The following is an 18,512-nucleotide window of genomic DNA, read 5'->3' as shown; positions in this document are numbered from 1 at the left end:
GATGAAAAAGATTTTAGTCATTTCAAGTTTAAGTCTTGTTCTTGGAGGAGGGCTCTATATCAGTGCTTCCACTCCAACTGTACCTTCGTTTGAGAAAATCAGGAAGGCTCACCAAAGCTCAGATTTGATTTTGACAGATCGCGAAGGGCGCCTTCTTCATCAATGGCGGAAGGACAACCAGAAGAGAGCATTTGCCTGGGTCGAATTGAAGAATATTTCGCCCGCCGTGGTTCCTGCTTTGCTGAAGTCGGAAGATCGAAATTTTTTCCGCCACAGCGGCGTCGATCTGCGCGCGATGGCGGCATCCTTCTATCAGAGAGCTTTCAAAAGTTCTTTACGTGGTGCGAGCACTCTTTCCATGCAGGTGGTAAAGTTGTCCAAACCAGATCGCAAGTGGCAGGGCATTTTGGGTAAAGTTCGCCAAAGTCTGGCAGCGTGGGAGCTGGAGCGGCATTGGACGAAGGAAGAAATTCTTGAAAGCTATTTGAATCTGGCCCCATTTCGTGGTGAGTATCGTGGATTGTCTGCAACTTCTTGGGCACTCTTTAATAAACCAGCCAGCGGTTTGACTCAGAAGGAAGCGACTTTGTTGGCGGTGCTCCTCAGAGCCCCGAATGCCACTGAGAAAAATTGGACACAGCGAGCTTGTTGGCAGGAGCCAAGCCTGTGCAGCGAGTTCCCGGGATTAATTGCCAACTCCATGTCCAGGCTGGGCGCTTTTCCTCAAGAGGGGCAAAAGGCTTTACATTTGGCTCAACGACTTTCGCAGAGCCATGTCGCGGGTTCGTTGCAGACGAGTATCAATTTAGATTTGCAAACCTTTATACAGCAGACAGTGGAAGGACAAATCAGTTTACTGAAAGATCAGAACGTCCATGATGCCGCGGTTCTCGTCATAGAGAATGAGACCGGCGAGGTGTGGGCGTATGTGGGCGGCAGTGGTCCGATGGCTTCTGCCCAGTATGTTGATGGGATTCAGGCACAGCGACAGGCGGGTTCAACACTCAAACCTTTTTTATATGCCACTGCTTTTGAAAAAAATATTTTAAAACCAAATTCGTGGTTGGAAGATTCGGCCGTGGATATTGTTTTTGATCGCGGTGTCTATAAGCCGCAAAATCATGATCATCTTTTCTATGGCTGGGTCCAAGCGAAGACAGCGTTGGCTTCGTCTTTGAATGTTCCGGCAGTGAAGGTTTTTAAACTTCTCAATGACAATTCATTTTGGGAGAAGCTTCAGCTGTTGCATTTCAAGTCTTTGAATGACCCTGATTTCTACGGTCCAGCTTTGGCCTTGGGGGTTGCGGATATCAATCTTGAAGATCTGACTCAGGCATATCGTACATTAGCCCGTGGTGGCCTGTGGTCGTCCATGAAATTCAATAAAGGCGCTCAACAAAGTTCAGAAAGAATTTTTACGGCTGAAGCGAGCGAAGCCATTACCAGCATTCTATCCTCAAAAGAAAATCGGGCTTTGGGATTTGGCATGGACTCTACTCTGTCTTTAACCAGCGATGCGGCGGTTAAAACGGGTACCAGCAAAGATATGCGCGACAACTGGTGTGTTGGTTACAATTCTCGATTTACGGTGGGAGTATGGGTTGGAAATTTCAATGGTCAACCTATGTGGAATGTTATGGGGATAACTGGAGCTGGTCCCATCTGGAATCAAGTCATGAGTTGGCTTCAAGAGAAATACCCATCTCCAGGTTTCAACTTGCATTTAGTTGAAGAGAAGAAAGAAAAACATCCCAAGCCTTATCCGAAAGTTCGCATTCTATATCCTCAAGATGGAATGATACTGGCGGTGGACCCTGCCATTCCTTTGGCAAATCAAAAAATGCCCTTATTGGTCGAAGGGGAGCAGAAAAAGAAATTTTCTTGGAGAATTAATGGCAAGACATTGGTTTCGGCGAAAGAGCCTTATCTTTGGACTCCGACACCAGGGCGTCACACATTCGAACTTCTGAGCGGAAATGCTTCCACTCAGAAAGTTCAAGTGATCGTAAAGTAGAGCTTACATGTCGTAGTGGAATGTGATTGGCACCTGAACGTCGGGATGAAGACTGAACTTGGCTGGGCAGTTAAGGGCGAAGCTTTCCAGTTTCTTGCGATAGTCAGACGCGATATTTTGTGGAAGATGCAAAACGACGGTCAGTTTTGCAATTCGACGAGGATTGGCCGCCATTTCTTTTTCTACAGTTACGCGAGACCCTTTGATGTTGACCTGGTCTTTTTCACAATGAATGGCCATGGTAGTAAGCATGCAAGTCCCTAAAGACATGGCCATCAAATCTGTTGGTGAAAAGGCTTCACCTTTGCCATTGTTATCTTTAGGAGCATCAGTGACGATTTGGGAAGAAGAAGGTTCGTGCGTTGCTTCGCAATGCTTTTCACCTTGATAAACAGCAGACATTTTTACCATGAGAGCCTCCGCGGACTGGATAAGGCTCTAAGATACTCTATTTACGAACTCATGTCTTCGATGATTTTACGGAGGCGTAATTCAGAAGACTTGGACATATCTGCATAGAGTTTGCGCAAGTGATTTGAGCGAACGGCATCATTTTTTGAAGACTTCATTTCGCGACCGATCTTTAAGGCAGAGCAAACACTTTCAATCACGAGTTTCTTTTTAGAATCTTTGGTGATGAAGTCAAAGGCTCCCAGTGACAGGGCTTCGAGGGCGCGAGTGTGATCGCCATGGGCGGTCAAAACAATAAACGGAGTCATATGCCCAAGGGAGCGAACATAGGCCAGAAATTTAAGGCCATTCATTTGTGGCATTTCGATATCAGATAGAATGGTATCGAATTCTTGTGACTTCACGTAGTGAAGAGCCGCCGCACCATTTTCCGCCTCAACGATCTCATCAACGAAATCCTTCATGAAATGCTTAAGCAGTTCACGAATATCTGAATCGTCTTCGACAATCAGTAATCGGCTTTTATCATCTGGGGCTGGCATGAGCCATCTCCTTAGTGAGAATATCTATCTATCACGGTTAGCAGAGTGTCTTTCTTAAAAGGTTTTGTGATGTGATCATCGCAACCCGCTTTCAAAGATTTATCTCTGTCGTCAGAGAGGGCGTGGGCTGTCAGTGCAATAATAGGAATATGTGCGTGGTGCACCTGCTGTTCCCATTCACGAACTTGCGCTGTCGCAGCGTAACCATCCATCTCTGGCATTTGTACGTCCATAAAGACGATATCAAACTCATCTGACTTTATCTTATCCAATGCCTGAAGTCCATTCTCTGCTTCAACAATTTCAAAAGGTCCATTTTTTAGGTAATGCGTGAACAGAATGCGGTTGTCTTCTGTATCATCCGCTAGAAGGATGCGTACTTTTTTATTTGGATCCCTAGGGGTCTGAGTTTTAACAAAATCCAGCTCTGGAGTTTTCATTGGGACTGGTTTTTGGGTCGCAAGACTGTAAATCTGCTCTCTCAGAGGGATGGTCACAAAGAAAGTGGTGCCGATACCTTCGCGGCTCTTGAACCAAATTTGTCCCCCCATCAGCTCCACAAGACTTTTTGAAATAGCTAGACCTAGACCAGTGCCGCCGTAACGACGAGTGATAGAGCTGTCGGCCTGCGAGAACTTTTGGAAAATGAGATGTTGCTTAGATGGTGCAATACCGACACCAGAGTCACTCACGCTGATCATGAGGCTGTCTTTTTTGGTCGGATTCTTAGTGATGTTGATACGAATTTGTCCCCGCTCTGTAAACTTAATGGAGTTCCCGGCGAGGTTAATGAGGACTTGGCGTAGTTTGTTCGGGTCACCCATTAAATGAGGATTGATGCCCTTGGCAACTTCAAAAGAAAATCCAATTCCTTTTTCCAAAGCCCGAGGTTTCAGCATCTCTTGGATATCATTCATTAACTTATTCAGATCAAAAGGAATATTCTCGATAGAGACTTCCCCGGCCTCAATTTTAGAAAGATCCAGAATGTCGTTGATAAGAGCCATCAAGACTTCGCCGGACTTGCGGAAGATCGTGACGTAATACTCTTGCTCGCGATCTAGTTTTGTCTCTTTAAGAAGTTCGGCCATTCCCATGATTGCGTTCATAGGCGTGCGGATTTCATGACTCATATGTGCCAGGAATTCAGATTTCGCTTGAGAAGACTTTAGTGCTTCATCTTTGGCGAAGATCAGTGCGAGTTCAGTTTTTTTGAGATTGGTAACATCTTGCACGACCCCCGAGGTGGTCATAGGGTTTCCGTATTGATCATATTCAACCTGGCCAATCATGCGCACCCAAATGAGTTCATGGGTGTCAGCCTTTCGCAGACGAAGATCGATATTAATCGGGAGTAAATTCTTTTGCGCTTCCTTATAGGCGGCGTCGAGCAGTGGAAGGTCTTCGGGCAGAACCAATCCTCTGAAAATATCAAAGGTGGGTCGTACGCCCTTGGGGTCCACACCAAGAATTTCGAAGAGTTGATCGGACCAGATATTTTTCCCAGTGGGCATTTCCCATCGGAAAGATCCGGTCAGCGACAAGGCTTGTGAATCCCGCAAAAGATTTTCCTGCATCTTAAGCTCGCGTTCGACTTCTTTTTGGCGACTGATGTCAGTGGCTATAAAGATCAGACTTGCTTTGCAGTCCTTCGACGTTTTCACTGGAGAAAAGGAAATCTGGACCGGAATTCTTTCACCAGAAATCTTTTTGAGCATCCCTTCCAACGGTTGCGTTCCGCCATTGCCATTGGTGATTTTCTCCAAGATCTTTTTGAAGTCCGCCTCTATCCATAGCTTAAGATCTGAGGTGATAAGGGAGGCCGCTGGAATACCAATCAGGTCACTGGCCGCTGCATTCGCTTCCCGAATACTCCACTGATATTCCTCACTATTCGCATCGCTTGTTACATCAACGATGAACAACAGCTCACGCAAAGTATGCATGATATTTTCTAGAGTCTCTTTGGATCTTGTCGTCTGATCGAGTGTTGCGGCGAGATCATTGAAGTCAGAGAAGACCTGCGCGTACTCATCCTTTGTATTGTACTGCAAATGTTCATTCCATTTTTGCTGCTTCAATTTTTCAAAGGCACTCTGCAGGTTGTGGAGAGGTGAAGTCAGTCGTTTGGAAATCAAGACAAAGGCAAGAATGAAAGCGGCTAACAATAGAAGGGCGCCCAGAGAGAACGGGAACAGATATCTGCTTAGCGGTGAGATGGCTTCTTCGCGATTGATTTTGGCAATCAAAAGCCATTCCCCACCTCCGGGCAGATCCACTTTTCCTATAGACGCGAGGCCTGGCTGATCCAGATAGTCCTTTTCTGTCGTGACGAGGTCTTCGGAGCGGAAATAGTGGCGTGTTTTTTCAATGGGGAGGCCCAGTTTTAAAGCTGTCGTCTTAGATTCCTCTAATGTAGCGGTGACTTTTTTGCTTCCACCGAGGCGCGCATAATCCTGTAAGAACAAGGCTGGGTTTTCAAAGAAAGCGCGGGAATTATTGCGAAGAAGCCCATCCTGACCAAAAGCCAAAACTTCTCCAGTTTCCTTGAGACCCATTTTCTTCCACTGATGATTGTCGCTAAGAACCTGATCGACGCGATCGAGGGAAATTTGGAAGATAACGGCTCCCAAAAGTTGGAACTTATCAAAGACCGGGCTGACAAAGTAAGCAGCTGGGGTGGATGAAAAACCGCCATTTGCGGTGAAGTCATAGAACTTGTAGCTTCGTGGGGCCGCCGTGAGTGACCAACGATAGGCATCCCCAAGAGCGGTGCTGGAGAAAATTCCAGAGTTTAAATTGGTCCCAAAGTTTAAAGATTTTTGCAAAGAGTAGACGATGGTTCCGGTATTATCGACCAGCAAAATATCCGTAATATTGAAACGATCTGCATAGTCTAAAAAAAAGGGATGAATATTTTCATGTATTCGGAAGAAGGGCACTTTATCTTTGCCATGAACGGTGACGATGCTTCGGGCTGGAACATCTTCACTAGCTGCTTGCTGTTGGAATTGGGATTGTAGGAAAAGGGGAAGTTTGTGAAGAAGATGAATAGCTTTATAGAGTTCGGGGTTGTCATCTGCCTTATAGGCTCGAGTCAATTGGTCTTGCCATTCTGATATACGCGCATTTTTGTTGAGCCAAAGAAAGGTATCGTTTTCAGCTCGCAGCAAGTCTTTGAGCGCCTCGCGGGTTTTGGTCATTTCAGAGGTGACAATGAGGGTCTTGCCAAAATTTTCGAATTCATTTTGAAGTGCTTGTTTTTTCGCCAAGCGTGCCTGGGTCAAACGTTCCGCATAACTGGTCTCAAGCGAGGAATTACCTACTTTATAGCCAATGAGCCCAGCCGCCGCCATGGCGCCCAGAACTAAAAGGGTTGTGAATAGAAGCAGGCGCACTCGCATTGTCATAATTGCTACATGGGAACGAAATGAATCTCGATATTATCGAAATGATTTTTCATATTAGACGCGATAATTGGAAGTGGAGTGCCGTCGTTATTTTTAGCAGCCTTCTCCATGTCAGAAGCCATATTGCTGAGGTCAACAAAGCCGTAGCCCGCAGCCGCTCCTTTGATTTTGTGAGCCAACTGAGCAATGGCAGTAAGGTCTTGCTTTGCTATCAACTCTTGAAGAGATGCGATGTCTTTTTTTCGGTTCTCCAAAAATTGTGGAATCAAATCCTGAAGATCAGCGTCAATTTCTACTTTTATTTTTGCCATTGCCATGCCCTCTTATCACCGAATATCCCCTCATCTTTCAATGCCTTTCAGTTTAGTCGACTGTTTATTGCATACATTTAATAACGGGAGTAAATTGAGCCCTTCTCCAGCGAAAGGGCCTTGCCATGTTGAAGAAAATTCTAATCCTGTCTATTTTTCTACTCACCCTATCATGCACTTCAAAAAAAGAGTTAGGAAGCGAAAGTAATCCGATACAGTTTGCCTTGGTTCCAGGGCAGGATTCCGCAGTTTTGTTGGAAAATGGGAAGCTTTTGGAGAAGTGGATCCACTCGCAGACCGGGCTCTATGTAAAAATGCAGGTGCCGACGAGTTTTATTGCAGTTGTGGAAGGATTGGGTTCGCAGCGGGTTGACGTGGCGATCTTGAATACATTTGGTTACATCCTGGCACATGATAAATACCAGGCCTCGGCAAAATTGATAGGCGTCAATCTGGGGCGGTCGGAGTATTGGGGGCAAATTATTACCAGCAATCCGAAGATCAAAACCCTTCAGGATCTGAATGGTAAAAAAGTGGCTTTTGTGGACCCGGCTTCCACCTCGGGATATCTGCTGGCTGCGAAGCTTTTTAAAGATGAAAATATAAAACCCTCTGAGGTTGTTTTTGCTGGCAAGCATGACAGCGTCGTGACGATGGTTTATCAGGGGCGAATTGATGCCGGAGCGACCTACCACACTCCAGCCGAAGATGGAGTCCCTCAGGATGCTCGTCGATTGGTCGTTGCACAGTTTCCTGATGTTTATGAAAAAGTTCGAATTCTAAAATTGACCGGCCCGATTCCTAGCGATCCGGTGGTTTTTCGAAAAGGTCTTTCGCCCGCAATTGAGGCGAAGCTGATTTCTGCTTTGAAGAGTTTTGGTTCAACTCCCGAAGGCAGCAAGGCCCTCAAGAATCTGTATCATTTGACAGGATTTAAAGATTGTACGGATCAGCACTATGACGCCACTCGAAAAATTCTTCTCGATCTGGGTAAAAACGTCCAAGAATTTATAAAATAATTTTTAATGAGCTGAAGTAGATCAATCCCGGTAGGAGGAGAAACCAATCTGGTTAGTTGACTTTGACACGGCAAACCTGATTAGCTTTTGTCTATGGAAAAACAATATCAAACTGGATTCGGAAATCATTTTTCTTCAGAAGCTCGTCCTCACACCCTGCCTCTGGATCAAAATTCGCCACAAAAAGCTCCGCAGGGACTTTATGCGGAACAGCTCAGTGGTACAGCATTCACGGCACCCCGAGCGAGCAATCTTTACTCATGGCTGTATCGAATTCGTCCTTCAGTGATGCACAAGTCTTTCCAGCCTCTGAAAGAACTGACTGAAAAAACTTTTTTCAAGCCGAAATACACGAATCCAAACCAAATGCGCTGGAATCCAAATCCAAGCTCAGCAGGGAAGCAACATTTTGTTGAAAGTATTCGCACAGTTTGCGGTACGGGCAGCAGCCACGAACAACGTGGCCTTCATGTTCACTTGTATTCGTTTTCTGAGTCCATGGGCTCTCGTTACTTCATGAATGCTGATGGGGAGTTTCTTTTCGTTCCGCAGTCAGGTTCTATGGAAGTGAAAACGGAGTTTGGAAATATTGAAGCTGAAGCCGGAGAGATCGTTGTTGTTCCTCGCGGAATCAAGTTTCAAGTCAATCCTCTCAAAGGGACTGTTTGCAATGGATATATCGGTGAAAACTTCGGGGCTCCTTTTCATCTGCCTGATTTAGGACCTATCGGCGCGAATGGTTTGGCCCATTCTCGTCATTTTTTGACTCCTGTCGCGGCCTTCGAAGATCTTGAAGGTAAGTTTGAGCTGATCGGCAAATTTGCCGGCGAGTTGTGGTCTGCTGAAATGGGGCATTCACCTTTGGACGTCGTGGCTTGGCATGGGAACTATGCTCCTTACAAGTATGACTTAAAGAAGTTCAATACCATCAATACGGTGAGCTTCGATCATCCGGATCCGTCGATCTTTACGGTTTTGACTTCGCCAAGCGACACCGTTGGAACTGCGAATGTGGACTTTGTGATTTTCCCACCACGGTGGATGGTGGCGGAGAATACATTCCGTCCTCCTTATTTCCATCGCAATTGCATGAGTGAATACATGGGTTTGATTTACGGAGTCTATGATGCAAAAACCAGCGGGGGCTTTGTTCCTGGTGGCGGAAGTTTGCACAACTTCTATTCAGCGCATGGACCTGATGCAGATACTTTCGAAAAAGCCAGTGAGGTTGAACTCAAGGCTCATAAGATCGATCATACGATGGCCTTTATGTTTGAATCCCGAGTTCCTTACATGGTGACTGACTTTGCCATGCAGAAGGGATTCTTGCAGGAAGACTATCAGAATTGCTGGCAGGGTTTTAAGAAGTACTTTAAATCTTGAATGCTTTGTTAACTGGCTTGGCTTAAATGCGGGGAATTTGGTGAAGAGTTAGAACTTTTCTGACTCTTCGTTCGGCACGCCATCCGGGCTCAATCGCCGCCGGGCTTTGCCCGGTTCGCGCCATCGTGGCGCCGGCGAAGGCCTCTCTTCGGTCAGTAAAGTTCTAACTCTTCACCAAATTTTGCTTTCAATTCAAGGGGCTAACCAAGGTTCTACTATTTTTTATTTTTGGTTATGAAGTCTTTGATCATTAAGCCTTGGCCTAGGGAGGCTTTGATGGTTTCTACTTTTTGAATTTTTAGGGCCTGCATGTAGCCGAGGACCAATGCCAGGTTGGTGATGTCGGTGGTTTTGTAGTCGGTGTGGATTTGGGTGTCGTTGAGTTTTGATCTTTCGATCAGGGTTTTGTTGAGTTCTTCTTGGGTGAATTCTGATTTTTCTTTATTTACTTGGTCTTGGGTGGAGGTTGATAGGACTCCGCCTACTGCTAGCCAGGTTGCTGTTGGGGCTTTCTTTTTGAAATAAGATGGGACGTTTTGGTTGGCGTGGTTTTTTGCCAACTGGAGGGCGGCTTCGCGATTTTTTTCAAGCGGATTTGGTGATGTGTTGTTTTTTGGGTCTTTGAATTGGAGGACTTGCAGGACTTTGTTTTTGAAAGTCACTGAAGCCAGATCGCCTTTGTAGATTTGTGGTTTTCCGTTGTTGTAGGCGAACATTTGCATCGATCCGCCGCCGATGTCCCAGACGATGATTTTATTGAGTGATTGTCTGGTTAATGAAGTTTTTGTGCCGGCCAAGGCCGAGAAAAAACCCAGTTCGGCCTCTTGTTCTTGAGAAATGACAGTGACTGGGATCTTTATTCCATTTGAAATCTGCTTTGCAGCTGCGGTCCCGTTTTTGGCGACTCGAAATGCGGAGGTTGCCACCGCCTCAATATTTATGGGTTTGTGCTCTTGCATTTTTACAAGCATGGCATTCATTTTTGGAATGGCTTCATCCAACATTGCTTGGGGGATATTTTGATCAGGAGATTTTTCAAGAGCTTCGTTGAATGACAAAGGCAGACGATCTTCGAAAACAATTTTTTCAATTCTTTGTTCGCAGACATTCACTTCCGCAACCAATCCTTTTGTTGTCCCGGATCCAATATCCAGACTGCCGCGATTTTGTAGACAGGTTTCAGCGGACACAAAGTGAAATGAGAATGTGAATAACAGTGACGTGAATATTTTCATCGTCCTAGAATAGGTTATGAATTTTACTCCAGCAAGTTCCGCGTCACTCATAGCCTTTGGCATAGTCAATCTGGCCATTATTTATATGTTTTTGACCGGGATTCACTATTCAAGCCGAAGACTTCTCGAGAATCCTCTGAAGGCGACTCTGAAAAGTGCGGCGCTCTTGCTTGTTTGGTTGGGCATCGTCTATTTTGTGGTCGGGAGTGGAATTCTTGAGCAGCATATTTTGCCGGGCATTCCGTTGTTTATAGGTTCGATTGTTCTTGTATCATCTTGGTTTGCTTTTTCCCGAAAGGGGACCCAGATGTCTTTGGCGATCCCGATTGCATTTTTGGTGGGATTTCATGTTTTTCGATTACCCCTCGAGCTGATTTTGGATTTATGGGTTGAGCAGGGAACTATTCCTGCCACGATGACTTGGACGGGGCGAAATTTTGATGTCGCAACCGGAGTGATAGCATTGATCATTGCGCCTCTTACGGGGCGATACCGTGGATTGGCATGGACATTTAATATCGGTGGTTTCTTATTGCTCTTGAATGTGATTTGGGTCGCTATGATGTCTTCGCCCGTGTCGTTCGGTTGGGGAGTTCAGCCACCTTTGCAAATTGCTTTCCATCTGCCTTATGCGTTTATTGGCCCCGTCTGTGTTGGCGGGGCCTTTGCGGGACACATCATACTGACTCGGGCTCTTCTGTATCATTGAGCCATCATTGAAGAGCGGTATTAACCCCTTTTAAACAAGCGACTTCAACTTTAACCGGATTGATGAACAATTGTACGTTATGGGGGTTGTGCCCCATGTTGACGACGGCGATGCAGTGATCGATGAGGGAGTTAATTGTTTGAGCATAGGCGATTCGACACTCATCGGGAGTGGGATTGGGATTGCCAGGAATCACCTCTTTGCAAATGCGCCAATTGGTTGTGCGCAATTCATCCGCTCTGGCTTTTATCGATTTTTGCAAGGCTTCTCGCTGTTTCTCTAATTTGCAAAGTTGCACGGCATAAGGGCGCAGTTCATCATCGCTCCAGTCTGCGACCTCACGAAGTTTTGGTATGTAGACAGAGTTGATGACGCTGGTTGAACAGGTGATAGTTGTTGCTCCGACACTGTTGTCGTCTGCAGCTTTCGCGTGCTGAATGGCCAGAGCTAAAATAACGAAAATTGAAAAGAGAAAAAGATGTTTCATAAAAGCTCCTTTGCTTTTTATCTTGATATCTTTTCAAAAATTGTTAAGGCCAATTTGTATCTTGCATGCCAACACTAGGCTGGATGTTGGATCTTACTTTCGGTATTTATTTGCTATTTCATAGAGAGGATTCAATGCTGGGGGAGGAGGTCACCATGTCGGAGCAAAGATCACAGAATATTTTGCTGTGGCTGGTTGCCATCGGATTTTTTATGGAGACCTTGGATGCGACCATCGTGAATACGGCTTTGCCGTCGATGGCCAAAAGTTTGGGGGAAAGTCCTTTGCTGATGCAATCGGTGGTGATTGCTTATTCTTTGACGATTGCCATTGTCATACCGGCATCGGGATGGATCGCCGACAGATTTGGAACAAGAAAAGTATTTTTCAGTGCCATTCTGCTTTTTAGCTTTGGCTCTTTAGCTTGTGCCTTCTCGCAAACCTTGTCACAGCTGGTGGTTTCCAGGGTTTTGCAGGGAATGGGAGGAGCTATGATGATGCCGGTGGGAAGACTTGCAGTGTTGCGAGCCTTTCCGAATGAGGGATTTCTGCGCGCGATTAGTTTTGTTACTATTCCTGCATTGATTGGCCCTTTGATAGGGCCAACGCTGGGTGGTTGGCTTGTGCAATTTGCCTCATGGCATTGGATTTTTCTTATCAACATTCCGGTTGGTATCCTGGGTTGCATTGCCACATATATTTATATGCCAGACAGTCGTGGACCCGAGCGCCGGCATTTCGATATTCCAGGCTTCTTGATGCTTTCCTCCAGCATGGTCTGTATTTCATTCGCTCTGGATGGCTTGTCAGAATTGGGTTTCCAGCAAGCCACAGTCATGATGCTTCTCATTTTTGGATTGGCGAGTCTTTGTGCCTATTGGTTGCACGCGAGGAAAAGCACAGAGCCTTTGTTTTCATTGCAGCTCTTTGGCTCTCAAAGCTATACGATTGGTTTGATGGGAAATCTCTTTGCCCGGATTGGCAGCAGCAGCATGCCATTTCTGATACCCTTGCTCTTGCAGGTGAGTCTTAAGTTCACTCCTTTTGAAGCGGGTATGACGATGATTCCAGTTGCCTTGGCGGGGATCTTTGCAAAACGTTTGGCGACGCCACTAATTTTGCGATTGGGATATCGCAATGTTTTAGTCGGCAACACCCTTTGCGTGGGCTTGGCAATGGCAAGCTTTTCTTTATTCAGCCTCTCGCAGCCAGGATGGCTGCGACTGATTCAATTGCTATTTTTTGGAACCGTGAATTCGATTCAATTTACAGCGATGAACACGCTCACCTTGAAGGATCTGGAGACGAAGTTGGCCAGTAGCGGAAACAGCTTGTTTTCAATGATTCAAATGTTGGCGATGAGTTTTGCGGTTGCCGCAGCAGGGGCTTTATTAAGTACCTTTGCGGGTCACTATGGATTCTCGGATGAGGGGGCTTATGCTCTTCAAGCCTTTAAAGCGACATTTATTTGTATGGGTGTGATCACATGCAGTTCTGCTTGGATCTTTTGGCAGCTTCCACCTGACTTGAAAGATTCAAGTACTGAGCCAGTGGAAGCTGTCTGACGTAACACTACTCGAGGTGAGTTCTTTGAAGCGCGCGAGTGTAATCGCATTTTCCGGTGAAATCATGATTCGCAGCACGTTCCTTCGGCGCATTCTCGAAGAAGCGGCGGAAGCCCGGGACATTGACGTCAATCATTCTTTTGATGTCACTTTGTGAAGGGTTGTGAGATTTGCCCATTTCGAATAGCAAAGACCAAACACCGTGTTTCCAGAAAGCATAGTCTTCAAAAGCTCCGTCGGCCGCATAAAGAAGTTCTTTCGAGTTCCCTACCGCGTAACCGCTTTCAACCGCAGAGGCCTTCACCAGGTTGATAAATGTGGACTCATACGAAGTCGTGATGTCCTTCGTTGAAAAACCCCAAGGATAAAGAACTGCGGGCCAATATGTATGCAAGGTTGCAGAACTTACGATGTTCTTTTTATCAATAAAATCAGCCAAGGCTTTTGTGGCTTTTGAACGGAAGGGTTGTGTCGTCGCGCAAGGACCTGGGTAGTCACGATTTTGATCGACACTGCCACTTGGTGTTCTTTCATAACGATTGCGGTTGTTGTATCCAGAGATATTCAAAACCGGAATGATATAAACGGTATGGCCAACAATCGGATTTTTCGCAAAAGCGTCAGCGGCACCCATGGCAACGCCAGTGGATCCATACTCGTTACCATGGTGAGTTGCGACGATAAGATCTGGTGTTTCGCCGTTACCGATTTTCAAACCCATGATAGGATCGCCAGAGTCAGAGAGTCCGATATCAAACAATTCTGTTGTGGTTGGATTCTCTTGAGCAATTTTCTTAAGGCCGTCTTGCACAACAGAATAGTTGGTCGGAGCCGCTGGGGCTTGCATCGATACTAAAAGTGAAAAGATAATATGTAGCATGCATTAAGGTTCGATTGACATTTGTTACTCTGTCAAAAGCATGGGATGTTTAGAGATATAATCTGGATCTTGGTCTCAAGGAGAGGATTTACAATGAAGTGCATCAACATGGAAAAACCGGGCGGTCCTGAAGTTCTGCAAATTCAGGAAAGAGAAACTCCGAAACCCGCAGCGGGTGAGGTTTTGCTGGAAGTTTATGCGGCGGGAATCAATCGTCCTGATTGCTTCCAAAGAATGGGAAGCTATCCACCACCTCCAGGTGCCTCCGATATTTTGGGTCTAGAAGTATCAGGAAAGGTTATTGCGTGTGGCGATGGGGTCCAGCGTTGGAAAGTTGGAGACTCGGTCTGTGCTTTACTTGCTGGCGGCGGATATGCGCAGTATGCGGTTGCACCCGAAGGTCAATGTCTGCCACTGCCAAAAGATTTCGATTTTGTTCATGCTGCTGCTTTGCCTGAAACTTTTTTTACCGTTTGGACAAATGTCTTTGAAGATGGGCGTTTGCAAAATGGCGAAAGCATTTTAATTCATGGTGGGGCTGGCGGTATCGGAACCACAGCGATACAGATGGCCAGTGCGTTGGGGGCGCGAGTCTTTACAACTGTCGGGAAAAAAGAATCTGTTTCCATTTGCGAAGAATTGGGCGCAGAGCGCGTGATACTGTATAAGGAAGAGGATTTTGTTTCTGTGGTAAAAGAGGCTACGCAAAATGGTGGTGTTGATGTTATTCTCGACATGGTTGGTGGCGATTATTTCACACGCAATGTTGAAGCATTGGCAAATCAAGGTCGCTTGGTGCAAATTGCAACTCTGCAGGGCGCAAAAGTAGAGTTGGATCTTCGCAAAATGATGGCGAAGCGCCTGACCTTAACTGGATCTACATTGAGAGCTCGTGCTATTTCAGAGAAAACAAGAATTGCCCAGGCACTCGAAAAAAATGTTTGGCCATTGCTTAACCAGGGTAAAATGAAACCAGTGATCTTTAAGACATTGCCACTTGAGAAAGCGGCGGAAGCTCATGCTCTTATGGAGTCGAGCCAACATACTGGAAAGATTGTTCTTAAGGTGAAGGACTAGGAGTATTCATGCAACACATCGATTTATACTGTATGGCGAATCAAGATCGCAGTGACCGAGTTCGTTGGCTTCTTGAAGAGCTGGGCGTGCCCTATAAGGATCACTATCTAAAAAAGAAACACGGTCATCTTAATACAACGGAATATCGTGATCTCAATCCCATGGGACGTGTTCCAACTATCAGAGATCATGGCGTTGTCATTCATGAATCAGCGGCTATCTGTCTTTATTTGGCAGATAAATTTCAAGATCGCGGATTGGCTCCGAAAATTGATTCCCCAGAACGTGGCTTATACCTGCAGTGGATGGTGTGGTCCGTTGGAAGTTTGGAATGTGTGATTGCGCGAATGTTTACACATGTCAGAACTGAAGAGGAAAAAAAAGCAACTCATGAATTCGTGAAAGAGCAGTGTGAGATTCTCAAATTGGCTCTAATTCCGGTTCTGAGCAAACATGACTATATTTTGCAGAGTGGATTTTCCGCAGCCGACATTATGCTGGCAGCAATTATTCCAGGGGCTTGGGATTATTTGGTTGAGCCGAATCCGGTGATTAAGAAATATATGGAAAGACTGATGCAAAGACCCGCCGCAGTTCGTGCAAAAGTCTTTGAAGTTCCAGATATGCACTAGCGTAGGGTTGGCAAAAGTTTGCAGTTTTCTTGTTTTTGCAACTTGGACAGCAAGCTTTTCCATCGTTTTGGTGAAACACTGATGATGGAGTCCTCAATCAAGTTCACTTTGTAGTTTCTTTGCAAAGCTCCCCACGAAGTGGCATTGACGCAAGCGGTGCCATCAAGTCCCGTGATATAGAGTTCGTCAATTTGATGCTCTTTTAGGAAGGCATCAAGATTTGTCGACTTGAAAGTGTCTTCGGTATTTTTCTCGAAAAGATTTTGATTAATGATGTTGATGCGAGGGTCGAAGACGGACTTTGCGGTTCCACGTACTCCCGCCCCTTTAAAGAATATTTTGAAGAACATCTTCGCAAAGAAACTGTCGAAGTAATGCTTAATATAGATTACTGTCCAGCCCTGGCGATGAGCTTCGGCGATATTATGGTTGGTGACGCGAACGATTCTCTCCCGTTCTTCAGGAGAGAAGTTGAGCTCGAGATAACACACTTGAAGATCAATTACTAAGAGTGCTGTATTCATTGGGTCTAGATTAAAACAAGATGACGTTCAACTTCAAGAATGGGTGAAGTCAGTGGCTCAATCGTAACTTCAAGTTCTTTGAACTTCTTGCGTGCTAACAAAACCTCTTCATCAATCTTTTCGCGACGACCCTTTAAAAGGAAGTACTTTCCACCCTTGTTGTAGTAGTGGCGACTGATATCCAAGATTACGTCTACGGGTTTAAAAGCGCGGGCAGTGACAACGTCAATGTCCTGAAGATTCAGTGGGATTTCTCCGTGAATGAAAAGATTCGGAGCAATGGTCTTGCAGCGATTTAAGAAGTCCTGCTTCTTTTTGCTTTTTTCATAAAGATGATACTTCACGTGGGGAAACTGGATAGCGTACAAAACGCCGGGTAGGCCGCCGCCAGAACCAAAATCTGCCGCCGCTTTAACGCCGGCTGGGAATTTTTTTAGAGGCAACAGGCAATCGATCAGGTGATTGTCGATCAGTTCTTCAAATTTCATCTGACGACTGAATAAATTCAACTCTTCGTTGGCAGCCCAAAGAAGGTCGATATAGGCCTTTAATTGCGGCAAAGCTTCCTCACGGAAGCCCAGTTCTAAAATAAGTGGGATTCTGTTCTCAAACTGCATATGTCTTTTATACCTTAGTAACCAAGAATATCAACGTAAGTTGTTCCTGTCGCTAGGGCTGAAGAAGGCTTGGCTCTTTGCCCTTTAATCAGGATTTTTCCGCTGGTGAAAAGTTCTTTGAATTCGGCGCGGGAAATCTCTTTCAATTTCGCGTTGTCATTTTGTTCTCTCAGCGCCTTCAAAAGAACGTTATCCATTCTTTTTTCAGATCTTGGTAAATCCAAAATAATACGGAAAGATTTAGGGGGGCGCGCTGGAATATTGTCAGACATGGGGTACTCCGAAATAGCAATTTTTTGAGTCGCGAGTCTGTCATTTTCACTATCTGCTGTCCAGCATTCGATGTCCCAAGTAGGGATTTATAGTAAGTTATTCAACATTTTTCGAGTCACTTTCAAGCCGCGACCGTCTAATTATCCGCTTCAGTCCTGCCGTGATCGTTCTGGGGGCGTTTTCAGTCTAGTAATTTTTAATTCTGCTTTAGGTGTATCTATTAGGGGGGAAGGGTGGTCTATTGAAGGAACAAGTCGTTCTCACAGTTCATTAGATTTCCTTTTGTCTTTTGCGAATGGCCCCAGGCTTTGGAGGCTAAAATATGGGAAAAAAATTATACGTCGGCAACCTTTCATTCAATGTCGATTCTAATCAACTGGCGGGAGTATTCTCTGATTTCGGTACGGTGGATTCTGCAAATGTTATTACAGACCGCGATACAGGTCGCAGCAAAGGTTTTGCCTTTGTTGAGATGTCTCAAGACGGTGAAGCGCTAGCTGCACTTGAAAAGCTAAACGGATCTGATCTAGAAGGTCGTGCAATGAATGTTTCAGAAGCAAAACCGCAGGCTCCACGTGAAGGTTCACGCGGAAGATTCAGTTCTCGCAGCTCTTACTAGAGCTTTGATTCCGGCCAAGCCGGAATAGTTTTCTTACTTTGTTGTTGTTACGGGAAAGCCGGCCTCACGGTCGGCTTTTTTTGTTCGTTAATATTATTTCAGAAAAGGAGTTGGCTATGAATCCTCAGGTTATTTCCTTTAATTGTATTCTGAAAGACAAAACCGGCAAAATTATCAGTACCACCTTTAACCGTGAAGTCATGACCTCTATTGAGGGAGGTGGCGCGATGTTAAGTGGTTTAGCCGAAGGCCTGCAAAATCTAAAGCAAGGCGAAAAAAGACTTTTACATCTTCCTGCTGAAAAAGCTTATGGATTCTATGATCCACAAAAGGTGATTTTATTTCCGCGTTCGAAGCTTCCAAAAGGCTCTTTGTTGCGAGTGGGTGAAACGATCATTATCGTTTCCAAAAAAGGCTTTAAGCGAAGCTATCGAGTTTTGGAAATTCACTCTAATTTTGTGAGCTTGGATGGAAATCACCCCTTGGCTGGGCAGGACTTAATCTTTGAGATTGAAACGATCTCAGCGCGTGAAGCGACACCTGAAGAAATCAGTGAGTCGACCAATGTGCTCTCTACCCAGTATTTAAATTAATATATGAAGACACAAACACGCTGCCCGAATATGAATCACGGAAAAACCAATGCCCCCGTTAAGTTCTGCCCCAATTGTGGGGAGGTTCTTAATGCGGCGGTACGGGTTCGCTGTGATGAAGATAAACATAAACACCTTCGCAAAAGCCGTATTAGCTTTTGTACTGATTGCGGGAAAAGTCTGGCTCTTAAATAACGAGTCTGTTACAACC

Annotated in this window: 20 protein-coding genes; 10 read left to right on the top strand and 10 right to left on the bottom strand. The window is 45.4% G+C overall.

What is annotated here, in order from left to right:
• Position 1: 1 nt before the first annotated feature.
• The gene (gene pbpC / locus NWE73_RS12810; RefSeq protein ID WP_277578730.1) at positions 2 to 2,014 is read left to right on the top strand and encodes a penicillin-binding protein 1C; all 2,013 of its coding nucleotides are present in this window, start codon (positions 2 to 4) and stop codon (positions 2,012 to 2,014) included.
• Between the two features lie 3 nt (positions 2,015 to 2,017).
• Here pbpC and NWE73_RS12805 read toward each other — a convergent pair whose 3' ends face one another.
• Genes NWE73_RS12805 through NWE73_RS12790 form a run of 4 tightly spaced genes read right to left on the bottom strand, consistent with a single transcriptional unit; the run spans position 2,018 to position 6,688 of the window.
• Entirely contained in the window at positions 2,018 to 2,425 is a 408-nt protein-coding gene (locus NWE73_RS12805) for an OsmC family protein (protein ID WP_277578729.1), read from the bottom strand.
• Between the two features lie 41 nt (positions 2,426 to 2,466).
• Positions 2,467 to 2,967 carry a response regulator gene (locus NWE73_RS12800; RefSeq protein WP_277578728.1) on the bottom strand — a complete coding sequence of 167 codons (501 nt, stop codon included), beginning with the start codon at positions 2,965 to 2,967 and terminating at the stop codon, positions 2,467 to 2,469.
• A gap of 11 nt (positions 2,968 to 2,978) precedes the next feature.
• A complete protein-coding gene (locus tag NWE73_RS12795) occupies positions 2,979 to 6,377 on the bottom strand; it encodes an ATP-binding protein (RefSeq protein WP_277578727.1) in 3,399 nt (1,132 codons plus the stop codon).
• A gap of 5 nt (positions 6,378 to 6,382) precedes the next feature.
• Entirely contained in the window at positions 6,383 to 6,688 is a 306-nt protein-coding gene (locus NWE73_RS12790; protein WP_277578726.1) for an Hpt domain-containing protein, read from the bottom strand.
• A 125-nt stretch (positions 6,689 to 6,813) separates the two neighbouring features.
• Between NWE73_RS12790 and NWE73_RS12785 the strand changes: the two genes are divergently transcribed.
• Positions 6,814 to 7,707, top strand: coding sequence for a phosphate/phosphite/phosphonate ABC transporter substrate-binding protein (locus tag NWE73_RS12785; RefSeq protein WP_277578725.1), 894 nt, complete (start codon positions 6,814 to 6,816; stop codon positions 7,705 to 7,707).
• Positions 7,708 to 7,800: 93 nt separating this feature from the next.
• On the top strand, positions 7,801 to 9,090 hold the full coding sequence (gene hmgA / locus NWE73_RS12780; protein WP_277578724.1) for a homogentisate 1,2-dioxygenase: 1,290 nt from the start codon (positions 7,801 to 7,803) through the stop codon (positions 9,088 to 9,090).
• Between the two features lie 215 nt (positions 9,091 to 9,305).
• Here the strand turns inward: hmgA and NWE73_RS12775 are convergent, their stop codons facing one another.
• Positions 9,306 to 10,325 carry a Ppx/GppA phosphatase family protein gene (locus NWE73_RS12775; protein WP_277578723.1) on the bottom strand — a complete coding sequence of 340 codons (1,020 nt, stop codon included), beginning with the start codon at positions 10,323 to 10,325 and terminating at the stop codon, positions 9,306 to 9,308.
• A gap of 16 nt (positions 10,326 to 10,341) precedes the next feature.
• Here NWE73_RS12775 and NWE73_RS12770 point away from each other — a divergent pair, with 16 nt between their 5' ends.
• Entirely contained in the window at positions 10,342 to 11,034 is a 693-nt protein-coding gene (locus NWE73_RS12770) for a hypothetical protein (protein ID WP_277578722.1), read from the top strand.
• A gap of 4 nt (positions 11,035 to 11,038) precedes the next feature.
• Here NWE73_RS12770 and NWE73_RS12765 read toward each other — a convergent pair whose 3' ends face one another.
• Positions 11,039 to 11,521 (bottom strand): hypothetical protein, encoded by a 483-nt coding sequence (locus tag NWE73_RS12765; protein ID WP_277578721.1) that lies wholly within the window; start codon positions 11,519 to 11,521, stop codon positions 11,039 to 11,041.
• Between the two features lie 155 nt (positions 11,522 to 11,676).
• Between NWE73_RS12765 and mdtD the strand changes: the two genes are divergently transcribed.
• The gene (mdtD, locus tag NWE73_RS12760) at positions 11,677 to 13,086 is read left to right on the top strand and encodes a multidrug transporter subunit MdtD (RefSeq protein WP_277578720.1); all 1,410 of its coding nucleotides are present in this window, start codon (positions 11,677 to 11,679) and stop codon (positions 13,084 to 13,086) included.
• Between the two features lie 7 nt (positions 13,087 to 13,093).
• On the opposite strand, the gene NWE73_RS12755 is transcribed toward mdtD, so the two are convergent.
• Positions 13,094 to 13,966, bottom strand: a complete 873-nt coding sequence (locus NWE73_RS12755; RefSeq protein ID WP_277578719.1) for a M14 family metallopeptidase — start codon at positions 13,964 to 13,966, stop codon at positions 13,094 to 13,096.
• Positions 13,967 to 14,059: 93 nt separating this feature from the next.
• On the opposite strand from NWE73_RS12755, the gene NWE73_RS12750 reads away from it, so the two are divergent.
• Together NWE73_RS12750 and NWE73_RS12745 are read left to right on the top strand one after the other, a co-directional pair.
• Entirely contained in the window at positions 14,060 to 15,043 is a 984-nt protein-coding gene (locus NWE73_RS12750) for an NAD(P)H-quinone oxidoreductase (RefSeq protein WP_277578718.1), read from the top strand.
• A gap of 8 nt (positions 15,044 to 15,051) precedes the next feature.
• Positions 15,052 to 15,675, top strand: a complete 624-nt coding sequence (locus NWE73_RS12745; protein ID WP_277578717.1) for a glutathione S-transferase family protein — start codon at positions 15,052 to 15,054, stop codon at positions 15,673 to 15,675.
• Here NWE73_RS12745 and NWE73_RS12740 read toward each other — a convergent pair.
• Genes NWE73_RS12740 through NWE73_RS12730 form a run of 3 tightly spaced genes read right to left on the bottom strand, consistent with a single transcriptional unit; the run spans position 15,672 to position 17,088 of the window.
• On the bottom strand, positions 15,672 to 16,199 hold the full coding sequence (locus NWE73_RS12740) for a cysteine hydrolase family protein (protein WP_277578716.1): 528 nt from the start codon (positions 16,197 to 16,199) through the stop codon (positions 15,672 to 15,674). The genes NWE73_RS12745 and NWE73_RS12740 overlap by 4 nt on opposite strands.
• A 5-nt stretch (positions 16,200 to 16,204) precedes the next feature.
• Complete coding sequence (locus NWE73_RS12735; RefSeq protein WP_277578715.1) at positions 16,205 to 16,816, bottom strand: 16S rRNA (guanine(527)-N(7))-methyltransferase RsmG; 612 nt, start codon at positions 16,814 to 16,816, stop codon at positions 16,205 to 16,207.
• Positions 16,817 to 16,830: 14 nt separating this feature from the next.
• Positions 16,831 to 17,088: a hypothetical protein gene (locus NWE73_RS12730; RefSeq protein WP_277578714.1), complete on the bottom strand. Its 258-nt coding sequence runs from the start codon at positions 17,086 to 17,088 to the stop codon at positions 16,831 to 16,833.
• Positions 17,089 to 17,411: 323 nt separating this feature from the next.
• On the opposite strand from NWE73_RS12730, the gene NWE73_RS12725 reads away from it, so the two are divergent.
• From NWE73_RS12725 to NWE73_RS12715, 3 genes are all read left to right on the top strand, one after another.
• Complete coding sequence (locus NWE73_RS12725) at positions 17,412 to 17,708, top strand: RNA recognition motif domain-containing protein (protein ID WP_277578713.1); 297 nt, start codon at positions 17,412 to 17,414, stop codon at positions 17,706 to 17,708.
• A 116-nt stretch (positions 17,709 to 17,824) separates the two neighbouring features.
• A complete protein-coding gene (locus tag NWE73_RS12720; protein WP_277578712.1) occupies positions 17,825 to 18,301 on the top strand; it encodes an FKBP-type peptidyl-prolyl cis-trans isomerase in 477 nt (158 codons plus the stop codon).
• Positions 18,302 to 18,304: 3 nt separating this feature from the next.
• Entirely contained in the window at positions 18,305 to 18,496 is a 192-nt protein-coding gene (locus NWE73_RS12715; protein ID WP_277578711.1) for a hypothetical protein, read from the top strand.
• Positions 18,497 to 18,512: the final 16 nt, after the last annotated feature.

Origin of the sequence: Bdellovibrio svalbardensis (assembly GCF_029531655.1) — a bacterium.
Taxonomy (GTDB): Bacteria; Bdellovibrionota; Bdellovibrionia; order Bdellovibrionales; family Bdellovibrionaceae; genus Bdellovibrio; species Bdellovibrio svalbardensis.
The sequence above is the reverse complement of the archived record's forward strand: the minus strand, read 5'-3'. Positions and strand labels throughout refer to the sequence as shown.